The sequence below is a fragment of the Inquilinus sp. 2KB_23 genome, from assembly GCF_052115705.1.
Lineage (GTDB): Bacteria > Pseudomonadota > Alphaproteobacteria > DSM-16000 > Inquilinaceae > Inquilinus > Inquilinus ginsengisoli_A.
Genome location: NZ_JBFRHF010000038.1, coordinates 1 through 15,068, shown reverse-complemented (window position 1 = coordinate 15,068; position 15,068 = coordinate 1). Strand labels below are relative to the sequence as shown.

The 15,068-nt window shown below is 67.4% G+C and carries 15 protein-coding genes; 11 read left to right on the top strand and 4 right to left on the bottom strand.

The features are described 5' to 3' along the window. Positions 1 to 50: 50 nt before the first annotated feature. Positions 51 to 1,298 (bottom strand): patatin-like phospholipase family protein, encoded by a 1,248-nt coding sequence (locus AB4112_RS33340; protein ID WP_441726316.1) that lies wholly within the window; start codon positions 1,296 to 1,298, stop codon positions 51 to 53. A 345-nt stretch (positions 1,299 to 1,643) separates the two neighbouring features. Next, positions 1,644 to 1,871 (bottom strand): hypothetical protein, encoded by a 228-nt coding sequence (locus tag AB4112_RS33335; RefSeq protein WP_309792068.1) that lies wholly within the window; start codon positions 1,869 to 1,871, stop codon positions 1,644 to 1,646. Positions 1,872 to 2,193: 322 nt separating this feature from the next. Here AB4112_RS33335 and AB4112_RS33330 point away from each other — a divergent pair, with 322 nt between their 5' ends. The 8 genes from AB4112_RS33330 to AB4112_RS33295 all read left to right on the top strand — a co-directional run bounded on the left by AB4112_RS33330 (position 2,194) and on the right by AB4112_RS33295 (position 11,709). Next, positions 2,194 to 3,996: a tetratricopeptide repeat protein gene (locus AB4112_RS33330; protein ID WP_441726313.1), complete on the top strand. Its 1,803-nt coding sequence runs from the start codon at positions 2,194 to 2,196 to the stop codon at positions 3,994 to 3,996. A gap of 148 nt (positions 3,997 to 4,144) precedes the next feature. Further along, positions 4,145 to 4,741, top strand: coding sequence for a hypothetical protein (locus AB4112_RS33325; RefSeq protein ID WP_309792066.1), 597 nt, complete (start codon positions 4,145 to 4,147; stop codon positions 4,739 to 4,741). A gap of 189 nt (positions 4,742 to 4,930) precedes the next feature. Beyond that, a complete protein-coding gene (locus AB4112_RS33320) occupies positions 4,931 to 5,575 on the top strand; it encodes a MarC family protein (RefSeq protein WP_309792065.1) in 645 nt (214 codons plus the stop codon). Positions 5,576 to 5,623: 48 nt separating this feature from the next. Then, positions 5,624 to 7,054, top strand: a complete 1,431-nt coding sequence (locus AB4112_RS33315; RefSeq protein WP_441726308.1) for a DUF3300 domain-containing protein — start codon at positions 5,624 to 5,626, stop codon at positions 7,052 to 7,054. A gap of 22 nt (positions 7,055 to 7,076) precedes the next feature. Then, entirely contained in the window at positions 7,077 to 8,006 is a 930-nt protein-coding gene (locus tag AB4112_RS33310) for a DUF2950 family protein (RefSeq protein ID WP_441726305.1), read from the top strand. Positions 8,007 to 8,172: 166 nt separating this feature from the next. Further along, positions 8,173 to 9,435 carry a paraquat-inducible protein A gene (locus AB4112_RS33305; RefSeq protein ID WP_441726302.1) on the top strand — a complete coding sequence of 421 codons (1,263 nt, stop codon included), beginning with the start codon at positions 8,173 to 8,175 and terminating at the stop codon, positions 9,433 to 9,435. Further along, positions 9,428 to 11,113, top strand: a complete 1,686-nt coding sequence (locus tag AB4112_RS33300; protein ID WP_309792060.1) for a PqiB family protein — start codon at positions 9,428 to 9,430, stop codon at positions 11,111 to 11,113. Before AB4112_RS33305 ends, AB4112_RS33300 begins: the two co-directional genes overlap by 8 nt. Beyond that, positions 11,110 to 11,709, top strand: coding sequence for a PqiC family protein (locus AB4112_RS33295; RefSeq protein ID WP_309792059.1), 600 nt, complete (start codon positions 11,110 to 11,112; stop codon positions 11,707 to 11,709). The genes AB4112_RS33300 and AB4112_RS33295 overlap by 4 nt, the downstream gene beginning before the upstream one ends. Positions 11,710 to 11,964: 255 nt before the next feature. Here the strand turns inward: AB4112_RS33295 and AB4112_RS33290 are convergent, their stop codons facing one another. Both AB4112_RS33290 and AB4112_RS33285 read right to left on the bottom strand, forming a co-directional pair. Then, positions 11,965 to 12,393 (bottom strand): hypothetical protein, encoded by a 429-nt coding sequence (locus AB4112_RS33290; RefSeq protein ID WP_441726297.1) that lies wholly within the window; start codon positions 12,391 to 12,393, stop codon positions 11,965 to 11,967. Positions 12,394 to 12,755: 362 nt separating this feature from the next. Next, positions 12,756 to 12,911, bottom strand: a complete 156-nt coding sequence (locus AB4112_RS33285) for a DUF2958 domain-containing protein (protein ID WP_309792058.1) — start codon at positions 12,909 to 12,911, stop codon at positions 12,756 to 12,758. Positions 12,912 to 13,613: 702 nt separating this feature from the next. On the opposite strand from AB4112_RS33285, the gene AB4112_RS33280 reads away from it, so the two are divergent. The 3 genes from AB4112_RS33280 to AB4112_RS33270 form a co-directional block, all read left to right on the top strand. Next, positions 13,614 to 14,354, top strand: coding sequence for a zinc ribbon domain-containing protein (locus AB4112_RS33280; protein ID WP_441726294.1), 741 nt, complete (start codon positions 13,614 to 13,616; stop codon positions 14,352 to 14,354). 259 nt (positions 14,355 to 14,613) lie between these two features. After that, positions 14,614 to 14,952: a transposase gene (locus AB4112_RS33275; RefSeq protein WP_441726291.1), complete on the top strand. Its 339-nt coding sequence runs from the start codon at positions 14,614 to 14,616 to the stop codon at positions 14,950 to 14,952. Continuing rightward, positions 14,888 to 15,068: IS3 family transposase (locus tag AB4112_RS33270; protein WP_441726288.1), on the top strand; the 181-nt coding region annotated here is incomplete at its 3' end. The genes AB4112_RS33275 and AB4112_RS33270, both read left to right, overlap by 65 nt.

The following is a 15,068-nucleotide window of genomic DNA, read 5'->3' as shown; positions in this document are numbered from 1 at the left end:
TTCCGGCGCACGCAGTGGCTGCGCCACCCCGTGCCTAAGCGGGCCTGCCGTCAGTATCCCGGCGGCCGGGTCTGCCACGGATATCCCTGGGCCCCCAGTTTGAGACCGAGATCGAACAGCGCCCGCATGTAGGTCTGGTCGAAGGGTGTCTCGAGCTTCACGTCGAAGCTGGACGGGATATAGGCGAGATGGAAGCCGACCCCGTCCCGCTGGCTGACCGTATAGATCCGGTAGAGATCGCCGACGCCCTGGGTCTGGATCAGCGAGGAGATGGCGCGGCCCGCGATGCTCAGGGTGCTGCGCCTGACGTCGGCCCAATCGGCATCGAGGCGGGCGTTGCGGATGACGTAGACGTCGCGCCGGCGCACAATGCCCGCCTTCTTGGCGAGTTCTCCGATCTTCAGCGATGGCGGGTAGATGAAGACCTGAGCGGTCGCGCCGCCGTCGACATGCATTTCTTGATAGGGTTGCCCGTCCGCCGTGACATCGATCATGACCGGCGGGAAAGCCCCGGGGATGGCGGCGGAGGCGACGAGGATGCTGCGGACCAGCTCCAACGCCCCAGGGTCGCCGCTTGCCGCGATCTTGCCGATGTTCCAGATCACGCCGCGCTGCGCGTCCAGGTCCGTGGTTCCGATCAGCAGGATGCGGCCCTTTTCGTGTTCGCGGGCGATCGCGGCGAGCAGGTCGGGGGTCACATATTTGGCGATCGTTCGGCGCAGCGGGGCCGTGTCGGCCATGGCATCGTCGGTCAGCGCGGCGAGGAAGCCGCGCGATTCGAGCACTTCGGCCGCGGTGATCGAGGTGTAGATCCCGGCCAGCCTGTCGTCATACGCCGGGCCGAGAAAGGCGAAGGGCGCGGTCAGCGCCCCGGTGCTGACCCCGGTTACCACCTTGAATTCCGGGCGCGTTCCGGTCTTGGTCCAGCCGACCAGAAGGCCGGCGCCGAATGCGCCATTCTCGCCACCGCCCGACACGGCGAGATAGCTTGCTGGCGGCAGCGGGCCCTTGTGGCCGGCGGCCGCAAGGACGGCGCGTTCACGGTCGACCGAGGCCCGCGCGTCGGCCTCGATCGTGCCGAGGTGATCCGGCGGATAGTAGCGGACGCCCTGCATCGAGCCGATGGTCGCGTTGAACTCGTGACGTTCGGGCACCGCCGCCAACCGGGTCGGAGGGGAGCAGCCGGAGGCAATAAGAGCGACGGCCAGGATGACGAGCCGCGGAAGATCGCGTCGCGCCGACGGGCGGATCGCGCGGCATCGAGACCAGACGCGCGCGATGACAGCGGATGAGATCATAGTCAGCCTCCATTGGGCATTGGGGGCGAGCGGTCTCTACCGGTCCGTCGCGACCAACGGTGAACCTCCGCCGGAATCAGACGCGCGCCTGTCAAAGGAAACCGGCCAAGGGAACCGCACACCTGCGCTCCCGTCCGTTGACGGCGACGTCGCTCGACGCCTCAAGCTGCCTCATGCCGGCAGCGCGGCCAAGTTGCCTACGGGTGGTCGGGGGGTAATTTACCCCTTCCAACATGCCGGAAACGGGCCGCCTGCCGCGAGATAAGCTTTTGCCAACGGCTTCGCGTGATGTACCGTGGTGTCGTTGGGATCGATACCTCGGCGGTCCGAATATTTGCGTATTTGTCATCTCATTTTGTTCAGGGCCGACGCGATATCCATTTCCAGATCCTCTACGAGCGTGCGGTATTCATGAACGATCTTGTCGTCCATCGAACGTCTGGCGGTGAGGCCGTCCAGGGTCTCCACCGCCAATTGGTGGTCTTCGCAGAGCGAGCGGAACGTCTCACTCTGCCCGACCAGGCGGCCGATCAGGTCTGCCTGATCCGGAAATCGCTCGATGGCCTTCTTCATGCCTTGGCAGCCCTCACAAACGGCCGCCACCGCGGTCTGCGGTCGCTTCGAGCCGGACGCCTGCTGCCTTGACCAGGATCAAATAGGAACCGAACGAGCGGGAGTAATTTACGGTATCAATCGAGGCGTCGCCGCAGGGAGGCGGCCACAGAATGGACGCGTCAATCCACCGACGGTCCGGCGCGGGAATTGAGAATCGGCCCAACGAAGCCGAGCGGAGCGACGAAACCGGACCTCCGAGACGATCGCAATTCCTGAAGAACAGGCGCGCGCCCGCCGCCCGCCCTGGCGACATGGCCTCCACCTCCCGGAGGGCGCCGTGATGCCGGATGCAACCTCACCGGTGCTGCCGGTCGGGGCGATCCGCGAGGCGCTCGAACACATTCTCGCCAGCACGGATTTCGACGCCTCCGAACGGAACCGCCGCTTTCTCCGGCACGTCGTCGAAGAGACGCTCGCGGGGCGGGCTGACCGCATCAAGGGCTACAGCGTCGCCATGGCGGTCTTCGATCGCGAGGCGAGCTTCGACCCGCAGATCGATCCGATCGTCCGGATCGAGGCCAGCCGGCTGCGTCGTTCGCTGGACCACTACTACCTCACCGGCGGCCAGGACGACGCGATCCGCGTCAGCATCTCGAAGGGCGGCTATGTCCCGACCTTCACCGTCAAGGAAGCCGCGGATCCGACGATCGATTTGCCCGGTGCGGCACTTCCCGCATCGCCGCCGCGTCCGGCCGATCCGGTTTCAATCGGCCCGCCCGAAGCCCACCCGGTGCGGGAGAACCTCGGCCGGCTGCCCCGGTGGCTTCCGTGGCACGTCATCCTGGTCGCGATCGTCGCGCTGGTCGCCGTCTGGCGCCTGGGGGCGCTGCCTTGGCCGCCCCATGCGCAGACCGAGGCGACTAGGCGTCAGGGCCCGGCCGTGGTGGTGGCGCCGCTGGAGGAAGGCGATGCCGAAGCCGCACGGCTGCATCTCGGGCCGGGCCTGACCCGCGAAGTCATCGCCGCGCTGAGCCGCTACAGGAATCTCTTCGTGTTCGGCACCGACACCAGCCTCCAGCCCGCTCCGGGGAACAGCGCCGATGCCCTCGCGCGGCAACTGTCGGCTGATTATGTGCTGTCGGGGACCGTCAGCACGACGCCGGACCGCATCCGGCTGCTGGTCTCGCTGGTCGACGCCAGGTCGGGTCGCCATCTCTGGTCGCAATCCTATGAGAGCCCGCTCGTTGCCGCCCGGATCGTGGATACGGAAGCGGATATCGCGCGACGGGTCGTCGACAGCGTGGCGCAGCCCTATGGCGCCATCTATGTCGACAAGATCAGCGGGTTGACCGGCAAGGCGCCGGAGCAGTTCAGCTCCTACGAGTGCGTCCTGCTCTTCCATGCCTACTGGCGTCGAACGGACATCGCTCTCTATCCGTCTGCGCGAGACTGTCTGGAACGAACCATCATCGACGACCCGGACTATGCCGACGCTTGGGCTGCGCTGGCCCTGACCTATGCCGATCAGGTCCGTTTCGGCATACAGGCAGGCTCTGGTGTCGCCGATCCACTCGAGCGCGCGCTGCCCTTGGCGCAGCGCGCCGTCAGTCTCGCGCCCAACGCGCCGCTCGGCTATCAGGCAGAGCATCTCGTGTTCTGGCTGCGGCATGACGTCGAGCAGAGCTTTGCGGCCGCCCGCGCCGGCCTGGCACGCAGCCCGAACAATGCCGAACTCCTGGCCGATCTCGGCGGACGTCTGTGCCTGAGAGGACAGTTCGACGAAGGCCTGCCGCTCCTGACCGCAGCCTTCGACCGCAACCCGGGCCAGTCGACGATCTATCGGCTCGGTTTCTTCCTGGCGCATTACATGGCCGGACGGTTCGAGGACGCATTGACCGAGGCGTCGAGGATCGACCAGCGCGAAAATCGGTTCACGCACATCGCCCAGGCGATCGCCTATGCCCAGCTCGGCCGGAAGAACGAGGCGGCCGCGGAGCTCGACCTGCTGCTGAAGCTCAGCCCCGACTACGGCGACCGGGTCGTGTCCGACCTGCAGGACCGGAACGTGGCACCGGCGATCATCCGCGCGGTCGTCGAGGGGCTGCGCAAGGCCGGGCTCAGCGTTCCGAACGCGGGAATCTAGCGGCTTCCCACCGGCATATCGGCATGCGGTCGACACCGATGGTCGGGATCGGCCACTGCAACAGTAAATTACCCGTGGATACCTGTCGGGGCACTGCCGTCACCCGCATCCTCGCGGCGGAAATCGATGAATGTGGCCAGGACTGGTCATGGTCGATGCCGATCAATGTCGTCGTCACGGTCACGCCCGGCCTGCTTCTCTGCCGATTTTGCATGGAGTGATTGCTGTGGATCGCTTGGCATTTCAACACCATCGTCCCCTCAAGGCCGGCCGTCCGCCGGCGAATTGGCTCGGCGCATGTCTGGTCGGGGGATTGCTGGCGCTCGCCGCCTGCTCCCAAGCGCCCTCTGACTCCGGCGCTTCGTCGACCGAGGCCGCACGGCCACCGGATGGCACTGTCGAGATGAGCCAGGTTCAGGCCGCCTTCATCGGCAGCGGCAACACCGGCAGCGGCACTCTGACCTATCGCGGTCGGACCTATCCCTTCACCGTCGCCGGCCTCGGCATCGGCGGCATCGGTGTCTCCAAGATCGAGGCCCGCGGCGAGGTCTACGACCTGTCGAGCCTCGAGCAGTTCCCGGGAACCTACGCCCAGGGCCGCTACGGCTTTGCCCTCGGCACCAAAAGCGCCGGGGATCTCTGGATGAAGAACGGGAACGGCGTCGTGATGCACCTGGTCGCCAAACGGACCGGCCTGATGCTGAGCCTCGGGGGCGATGCCGTCGTGATCAGGATGGGACAGTGATGCGGGCGCGAGCCGGAATGGACCTGAAACAAGGCTCACCTCATCTCCGCCGATCCAGAGGTGGCCAATAGCGGGGCGGCAAAGCCGGATTCGGCGACGGCAGCGAAGGTGATCGGCAGGCGGCGCCGGGCGAAACCGGCCCGCCATGCGGCGCGGAACCATTAGACCAGCGGGAAAGCGGACCCTCCAATGGATCTTTCGATCATCGATGCCAACGTCGCGCTGACGCTGCTGCTGCTCCTGCTCATCGGGATGGGGCCCAAGATCGCATTGGTGCCGTTCCTCGAGAAGACCAGGCACTTCGATGCGGAGACGCAGCGGGCGGTGGGCCGGCGAATGGTGATAACGGCGGTCGTCACGGCCATCGTCCTGTTCGCCACCGGCGCGCTCCTCATGCGTCTCCTCCACATCACGGGCGGCGCCGTCGCGGTTGGTGGCGCGATCATCCTTGCGATCCTCGCCATCAACATGGTGTCCGGGCCGGGCAAGAAGGTCGAAGTCGAAACCGGGGTGCAAGAGGATCCGAAACACATCGCGGTCTACCCCCTCGCGGTGCCGTATCTGCTGAACCCGGTGGGCATGACGATCCTCATCGTGGCGTCCGGCGAAGTCGTCTCGATCGCGAGCGCCGCACTCGTCCTTGGGCTCATCCTGCTGGTCGGTGCGTTCGACTACCTGGTCTTTGCCAACATCGACAAGGTTTCGAAGCGCCTGAATCCCACCGGCCTGGTCATCTCTGAAGTCGTGTTCGGGATCCTGCTGACCGCGGTTGCCGTCCAACTGATGGTTTTCGGATTGGGCCTGCTCGGGATCATTGCCGTGGCCAAACACTAGGCATGAAGCCTCGGCTCTCATGCCGTCATGCATCGCAAGGGGACCGCCATGTGCACTGCGCCCCGCCTTCGAGCAGCCCTCGTCACCGCCGTCCTCGCGCTGGGGCCGGCATGCTTCGGTTCGCCGGCCTGGCCGCAGGCCGTGACGCCGACAGCGACCGCGGCTGAGGCGGCGCCGGGCCTGCGCGAGGTGGTGGCGCGGATCGCGCTCTATCCCGACGACGTGCTGAGCCTGGTGCTCCCGGCCTCGACCGCGGCGCTCGACGTGGTCGAGGCGGCCCGCTACCTCGACAAGCGGGCCAAGGACCCGTCGCTTGCCCCCGATGCTGGTTGGGATCCGTCGGTGATCGCCCTCCTGAACTACCCCGAGGCGCTGCGGCTGATGGACTCCGACCTGGATTGGACCAACCGGCTCGGCCAAGCCGTGACCGACGACCTCGACGGCGTCTTCGCCTCGATCCAGACGATCCGGTCGGAGGCGGCGGATGCAGGCTACCTCGCCTCGAATGACCAGGTCGTCGTCACGCGCCAGCCGGCCCCAGGAGCCGACGGCGCCGGCCAGCCCATCCTCATCAAGAGCACCGATCCCGACATCGCCTATGTCCCGAGCTATGACCCGGCGACGGTGGTGAACCAGACCTATGTCTCCGCGCCGCCTGTCGCGTACGCCAACCCGTATCTGAGCTACCAGTCGCCGGCCGCGCCCTTCTTCACCGGGCTCCTGTTCGGAACAGCCATCGGCTATGGCCTCAACTGGGACGACGACGACATCGACTTCAACGTCCACGATGTCGACTTCGACGACATCGACTGGGACCGGGTCGACTGGGACAAGGCCGGCCGGTTGCGAGGCGACCTGACCGTCAACGGCGACGTCAACATCAACAACATCGTCAACAACGGCATCCTGAAGAACGTCGACCGCGGCACGTTCAAGTCGCGGATCGACGCCAATCGCGGCACCTTCCAGGCCGCGCATGAGCGGATCGGCAACGGCGAGCGCCGGGCATGGCGACCCGAAACCCGCCCCGCGGGCCCGCGGAACGTGGCCGGAGACCGCGCCCGGCAGCGGGTCCAGGGTCTGGCCCCGACCCGCGGTCCGGCTGCGGCGGACCGGCCGCGCCGCGCCGACCCCGCGGGAGCCGGCCAGCGGCGACCGCAGCAGAGGGTCGGCGACGGCCAGCGCCGCCAGGACAGTGCCTTCGGCGGCGTCCAGCCGCGGCGCGAGACCGGCCGCGCCTCGGCGCGGGGCCGCGAGAGCCTGGACCTGCCGCGCCGCTCGGCGGCCACCCCGCAGCGCGACCGGCCGGCACAGCGCCAGTTGAACGCCCGCCCGCCCCGACAGGCACAGTCCGTCCGGCAGGGCGGCGGCGGTTCCCGTCCCTTCGGCAATGTCTCGAACGGCAATCGCAGCCGCGCCGAAAGCGCCCGCGGCAATCGTGGCGGCCAGGGTGGCGGCGGTCGTCAGCGCAGCCGGTGAGTCCGAGCCCAGGAGCACAGCCATGCTGAAATCGATGAACCACCCCTTCGGGCCGCGCCTTCGCCTGGCGGCTCTTTTCATCGCGCTGGCGCCGGCGGCGATCGCGCAGGAGATTGACGGGCCGCAGCGCTTCGACACGCCCGACGCGGCGAGTACGGCGCTGGTCCAGGCGCTGGAGGCCAAGAACGTCGATGGAGTGGTGCAGATCCTGGGGCCGCGCTACCGCGACGATCTGATCCCCGACGACACCGCCGATTTCGAGCAGGGGCTGAGCGACGTGATCGACGCCGCCAAGGCCGGGGTGAGGCTCGATGGGGACGGCGACCACCGCACCATCGTCATGGGCACCGCCGGATGGACCTTCCCGGTCCCGCTCGTGCAGGTCGAGGGCGCCTGGCGGTTCGACACCGAGGCCGGGCTGGACGAAATCGCGGCCCGCCGCATCGGCGGCAACGAATTGTCGGCGATCGAGGTCGCCCAGGCCTACGGCCCGGCACAGATGGCCTTCGCATCGAAGGACCGGGACGGGGACGGCGTGCTCGAATACGCCCGACGGCTGCTCAGCACTCCGGGCAAGCATGACGGGCTGTACTGGCCCGACGAGGCCGGCGAGGACCCCAGCCCGTTCGGCCCGCTGGTGGCCGACGACAAGACCTATTTCGGCAGCTATCAGCCGGGTGCGCCGTATCACGGCTACACCTTCTGGATCCTGACGCGGCAGGAGGACGGCGTGCCGGGCGGCCGCTACGACTACGTCATCAACGGCAACATGATCGCAGGCTTCGCCCTGGTCGCGGTGCCTGCCGTCTATGGCGAGACCGGCCGCACCACGTTCCTGGTCAGCCACCACGGCCAGATCTGGCAGAAGGACCTCGGCGACCGCACCGAGGTGCTGGCTGCCGCGATCCAGTCCTTCGCGGTCGACGACAGCTGGGACGAGGTCGAGCCCTGAAGCTCTCCGGGCGCCTAAAGGGGTAAATGGCCCCCCAGGCTACCGGTAGACACCTTCGCTGCGCTGCGGGCATGGGGCAGCCTGAACGGAAGCCCTCGATGGACCGTCGCGCCGAGCCTGGCAGGCTGATCGGAGAAGGTCGGTGTATCCATCGTTCGATTCGACCATGGCAGCGAAGAGCGAGGACGGCGCCCCGCCTGGCCGCATGATGGAGTGCCACGAATGCGGGCTGCGGCACACCGTGCCGGTGCTGCCGGATGGCACCACCGCCCGCTGTGTGCGCTGCGGCGCGACCCTGCACCGGTTCCGCGCCAGTTCGCTCGACCACGCCTTCGCCTACGCCTGTGCCGGGCTTGTGTTCTTCCTGATGGCGACCTTCCTGCCGTTCATCTCGCTGGAAATCTCCGGACGGGTGCAAACGGCAAGCCTGGTCACCGGCGCGGTCGTCCTCTACGGCCAGGGCTTGTGGGAGCTGGCGGCGGTGGTGGCGCTGACCATGTTCGTCGCCCCGGCGCTCCGGCTCGGCACCTTGGTCCTGGTGCTGGGCGGCCTGCGCCTGAGGCGTCGGCCACGCTGGCTGCCGGCGCTCTATCGCTGGGCCGTGATGCTCGGACCCTGGGCGATGATCGAGGTCTATCTGCTCGGCGTCTTCGTCGCGTATGTGAAGCTGATCGACCTCGCCACCGTCGTGGTCGGTCCAGGCCTCTATTCGGTCGGCGCCCTGATGCTGGCGATCATCGCCGCCGGCACCGCGCTCGACACCGAGACGGTGTGGCGGGAGTTCGAGCGGCGCGGCCTCGTCCCGCCGGTACCGCCGGTCGATCCGTACCGCCCGGCCTGCCTCTGCCACATCTGCGGCCTCGTCTCCAACCTCCCGGCCGGCGGGCAGGGCGGCTGCCCGCGCTGCGGCGCGGCGCTGCACCGGCGGCGCCCGGACAGCCTGACCCGAACCTGGGCGTTGGTGATCACCGCGATCATCCTTTACATCCCGGCCAACCTGTTCCCGGTGATGACGGTGATCTCGCTCGGCAGCGGGGCGCCGGACACGATCATGAGCGGGGTGATCGAGCTGGCCGATTCCGGGATGTGGCCGCTGGCGGCGCTGGTGTTCTTCGCCTCGATCACCGTGCCGGTGCTGAAGTTGATCGGCCTGATCCTCCTCCTGGTCTCGACCCAGCGCGGCGCCACGCGGCGCCTGAGGGACCGCACGGTGCTGTACCGCATCGTCGAGGCGGTGGGCCGCTGGTCGATGATCGACATCTTCATGATCTCGATCCTGGTCGCGCTGGTGCAGCTCGGCGAGCTGGCCACGATCGAGCCGGGAATCGGGGCCGTGTCCTTCGCCGCCGTGGTGGTCATCACCATGATCGCGGCCATGACGTTCGATCCGCGCCTGATGTGGGATGCCGCGGGAGAGAACCATGACTGATGCCCAGACCCTTCGCGACACGGCCGCACCGGTGCCGCCGGCGCCGCGGGTCGACCGCAAGCGCCGGTTGCCGGCGATCTGGCTGATCCCGATCGTGGCGGCGCTGGCGGCCCTCTATCTCGGCTGGGTCACCCTGTCCGAGAAGGGGCCGACCATCACCATCAGCTTCCAGACCGCAGACGGGCTGGAGGCCGGCAAGACCCTGATCAAGCACAAGGAGGTGGTGTTCGGCACGGTCACGAGCCTGGCCCTGTCGGAGGATCTGAGCCATGTCGAGGTCACCGCCGAAATGACCAAGGAGGCGGCGGCGCATCTCCGCCAGACCACCCGGTTCTGGGTGGTGCGGCCGCGGCTGTCGGCCAGCGGCGGCCTGTCCGGCCTGGGCACGATCGTCTCGGGAGCGTTCATCGAGCTCGATCCGGGGCAGGGCGACAGCGCCCGCAGCTTCACTGGCCTCGAAGACCCGCCGGTGGTGCGGGCCGGTGTGGCGGGCACGGCCTTCATCCTGAAGGCGGACCGGATCGGCTCGGTCGGGCCCGGCTCGCCGATCTATTTCCGCGACCTGCAGGTCGGCCAGGTGATGGGCTTCGATTCCGCCAACCTCGAGACCGGCGTCACCATCCACGCCTTCGTCCGGGCGCCCTATGATCGCTACGTCCATGACGGCACCCGCTTCTGGAACGCCTCGGGCATCTCCATCGGCACCGGGCCCGAAGGCTTTAAGATCCAGCTGGAATCGCTGGCGGCGGTGCTGGCCGGCGGCATCGCCTTCGACACTCCGGCAACAGCCCGGATCGGGGAGCCGAGCAAAGCTGGCGCCGTCTTCACCCTCTTTAAGGACGCGACCAGCAGCCAGGAGTCGGACTACACGATTCGGCTGCCCTACCTGGTGTATTTCGACGGCTCGGTGGATGGGCTCGCACCAAACGCGCCTGTGGAGTGGCGCGGCATCAAGGTCGGCCGAGTCCTCGATCTCAAGCTGGAGTACGACGCCGCGGCGGACAAGCTGCGCATCCCGGTGGTGATCGAGATCGAGCCGCAGCGCGTCGCGCTGGTCGGCGAGAAACAGGGCTTCGGCACGGGCGAATACATGCCCGAGCTGGTGCGCAGAGGCCTGCGGGCCCAACTGAAGACCGCCAGCCTCCTGACCGGGCAGCTGATGGTTTCGCTCGACTTCATGCCGGATGCACCGCCGGCGACGATGGGCACGGGCGAGCGCTACCCGGTGATCCCAAGCGTCCCGGGCGACCTCGCCGCCGCGATGCGGTCGGTCAACGGCATTCTCGAGAAGATCTCCGCCCTGCCGCTCGACAAGGTGGTGCAGCAGGCCGATGCGACGCTCAAATCCTTCGAGACGCTGGCCGCCTCGCCCGAGATCACGGAGTCGCTGCGCTCGCTGGCCGGGGTCCTGTCCTCGACTCAGCAGCTGCTGGGCCGGGCCAACACCGATCTCGGCCCGGCGCTGCAGCAGCTGCCGCCGCTACTGGCCACGGCGCAGCAGGCGGTCCGGCGGCTCAGCGGCACCCTCGGTTCGGACGGCTATGGCGCGGGGTCTGGCTTCAAGCGCGACCTCACCCGGCTGCTGGGCCAGGTCGAGGACACGCTGCGCTCCATCCGCGTGCTCACGGACTATCTCGAGCAGCATCCCGAGGCGCTGATCCGAGGCAAGACCGAATGACCGAACCGATGATCCTGTCCCGCCGCGCCGTCCTTGCCGTGTTCCTGGCCGGGTCGGTGCTCGCCGCCTGCTCCTCATCTCCGCCCAAGGTCTACACCCTGGCGGCGGTGCCCGGCGCGGCCGTCGGCGGCCGGCCGCTGACCCCGTCTGTGGCCGCGGTCGAGGTCCCGAAATATCTCGACCGGCCGCAGATCGTTACCCGCTCGGGCACGGTCGAGCTCGGCGTCGCCGAATTCGAGCGTTGGGGCGAACCGCTGGCGAACATGGTGCAGCGGGTGCTGGCGGAGGATCTGACCCGGCGCCTGCCCGCGGGCTCCGTCGTCACCACCAGCCGGACTCTGTCGGGCGACGAGGCCGTGATCGTCGAGCTGGCGCTCAGCCGGTTCGATCCGGAATCCGACGGCACCATCGTGCTCGAGGCGCAATGGCGCCTGCGGCCCAGGACCGGCGGCAGGGCCAAGACCGAATCCACCCGGATCACCAGGCGACCGACGGACCAGAGCACCGCGGCCGAGGTGCAGGCGATGAGCGACGCCCTCGGCGAGCTCGCCGACCGCATTGCCGGCGGGCTGCCGGCCACCTCCAAGCGGCGTTGACATCGGTGTGAGCTGGCACATGGTCAACGTGGGGGTCGGTCGCCGCCGATGCGTCCCGGTTAATCCTCAAGATCGACACGGCCACATCCGGACCTGGGAACCTGCCGATTTTCGGGTGAATCGTGTCGCTAATCTTGAGGGCCGCAACAGATCGATCTCGCAGTCGGTTTGCAGAGCCACGAGGCGCCACGATGGCGGCAGCTTTCTTCCAGGTAATCTGCGGCGGCCGCTGATCGAGCTGCGGCGCGGGTCACATCAACTCCGACCGATCGCGCGTATCTCCACTCTGAATTGGCCGAGAATATCATTCAGGCCGACTGAGAGTTGCAAAGGGCGACCGGACCAATGTCCGCCTTCCGGCACGGATCGGTCGCCGGGACTGTCCGGTCCGGAGGAGTTGGGAACACCGGTGAAGGTCTGCAAAGGGGACGAACCGGAAATGGACCCGATTGCATGCCCGCACGTTCGGATAATCCAACGGTAAGGCGTGACCTGCATGAAAGCCGGGGCTGCTGAGCGGCCCCGGCCACTGGTCCTGCTCGGCAGCATCGGCAAACGTCTCGCTCTCAACGTGCTGATGCTCGCCGCCAACTCCTCGATCCCGCTCTCGCGCCCGGTCCGGCGTGCGTTGTGCGCCGAGGGGACCAGCTTCGACAGCGGGATATCGCGAATGATCGTCGTCATGGTCGCTCTCCATTGGCAATACCACCGCGCCTTTCCCCGGCAAGCGGGGTGGGCCGCGGAGAGCGGCCGGCAGGCCCGCCGAGGGAGGCGGTCCGCATCCGGTCGGGGCAGTCGCGACTGTGTGCGGCATGGCCCAGGGCTTGAACGAAGTGGAGGACGCGCGGCGCGCGCATTGCGGACCGGCGCGGCGGGCCTACAGGCAAGCGACGCCCACCCCGTGCCATCGGGGAAAGACCAGAGCGGGACGGTGCGCACCGCTGCGGCGATCGAGGCGATGCTGTCCCGGTCGTCACATGTCCTGAAAACCGGAGAGTCGGACAATGAAGCAGCGCTCTGCCAAAAGGCAGGGCGCTGGCGATGCGTCAGGCCCGGATGCTCTCGAGACGCTGCGCCTGGTCTGCGCAGCGGCTCAACGGGCGGTCGGCCTTGAAAAACAGGTTGCGTTCGACCGGGAGACCGAGCGCACCACGGACGGATGCGTTTTCCGAGAGCCGGACATAGCCGAGTTCGGGCCGCATGGACTTACCCATGCCTCGCCGCGAATGGAGAACCTCCATCCCGGGCAACAAGACGAACGCGGCTCGTCGCCACCGAACGGGTAAGATGGCGGCTCGCAAAGTGAGGGCTGACGCATGAGATTTGCGACGGAAATTGCGAGTCGGGCGCCGCGGCAGCGCCGGCCGGAGCCCCGCCATTGCGCGCTGCAACATGCATCCAGTTGCTTCCCCGCGCCGTGAAGCGGGGCCGGGGAAGCAGAAAACGCCCCTGAGGGCGCTTTCTTAGTCTCTGATTTTATTGAGAGAAAATGGGGCAGGCGAAGCGATTCCAACCCTCGACCCCAACCTTGGCAAGGTTGTCGTTCAAAGAAACTGAGCGTGCGATCCAGACGGCGCCCTGCGGTGCGAAGAACACAGGTCTTTGCGCGACGCTACACCAGTCGGTCACCCGCCATCGGCGCCGATCATGCGCGAGCGCCCTTCGGCACAGGACCTCAACGACGGCCGCACGGGACCGTCTCACTTCGCGACCTATCGCCCACCGGGCATGCTCTGCTCATGCCCAAACATTCCCCTTCCTCGACCGGCCGCCGCCCCGATGATCTCTTCGACTATGTGGGAACAGCCCAATCCAGACGAGATCGTAGAGATCGCCGTTCCGCCGATTGTGACTGAAGGGGAATTCGACGCGGTCCGCACGATCCTCCGATCCCGCAGCCCGCAATGGACGGGGTGCGCGCAGTCAGTGGGCCGACCTTGCTGACCGGCATCTGCTTCTGCGCGACTTGCGGCGGGCCAATGACCCTGCGCACCGGCAAGAGTGGCCGCTATCGCTATTACACCTGCTCGACGGCGGCCCGCCAAGGTGTTCGAGGCTGTCCTGGCCAGAGTGTATGGATGGACAAGCTCGATCGCACTGTGGTCGATCATCTGGAATGGCGGCTGCTCGATCCGCGACGCCTCCAGGAGGTCCTGAAGCAACTCTTGGAGCGGCGCGATGAATGGGTCGAACGCCGCCGCAGCCATATTGCCGAACTGCGCAAACGAACGACGGAGGCTGAGGCGAAGCTGAAGCGCCTCTACCAGGCGATCGAGGACGGAGCGGAGCTCGCTGGAATCCGCGACCAAGCTCGGGCTGACGCCGAACGGGTGGCATCTCTCGTTGAGGGGGCTGGCTCGACCGTCACGCCGGACGCAATCCGGAGATTCGCCCGGGCAGCGCGGCGCAAGCTTCGGAACGAAGATGGAACATACCGGCGTGACCATCTCCGCGCGCTAGCGCAACGCGTCGAAGTCGTCGACGGTCGGGAGATTCGCATCACGGGCTCAAAAGCGGAATTGCTGCGGGCACTTACCACCACTGCCAGCGTGGCAACGGCGGCGTTGGGAGTGCCCAGTTTTATACCGAAGTGGCGAGCCATGGTGGATGAAAATGAGTACTACTCGTTCGCTGTGACTCTATGATTAGGCTACGGTGGCAGGTCGATGCTGGCGGCTACTCCGCTTAGCTGTCGCGTTGTCAAGCGGCAATGCCCACCCCTGCCTTCAGCGGCTATCGCCAACTCAGCTTCAAATCGGGGACACGCAGCTAACTACGCTCCCGCATGCCAACGCAGAGTGGACCCCGCTGGTGAGACCGAGAAAATAGGGACAGTTCTCTGAGAAGGAGAACCGATGTCCAAGCGGGAGAGCCGGACCTTCAGCCGGGGGTTCAAGCTGGGCGGTGCGGCGGATCGAGGCCGGAGAGAACGTCAGCGCGCTGGCGCGGGAGCTCGAGATCAAGCGAGCGATCCTGTACCGGTGGCGGGATGCCTACCGGCTGGGCGGGTCGGAAGCGCTGCGGCTGCGCGGGCGGCCGAGCAAGGCGGAGGCGCCAAAGCCGTCGGCAGCGCGGCTGGGCGGCCAGCGAGCCGCAGCGGGAGGTAACTGGCTCAGGGATGCGATCCAGCGCCTGGCGCTGGCCCACCGGTTCTGCGGCTACCGCCGGGATCGGGGAGATGCTGCGGCGCGAGGGCTGGGCGGTCAACCGCAAGCGGGTGCTGCGGTTGATGCGCGAGGATAACCTGTTGTGCCTCAGGCGCGCGGCCTTCCGGGCACCGACGACGGATACGCGCCACGGCTGGCCGATCTGGCCCAACTTGGCGCGCCGCCTGATCCGACCGCGCCCGACCAGCTGTG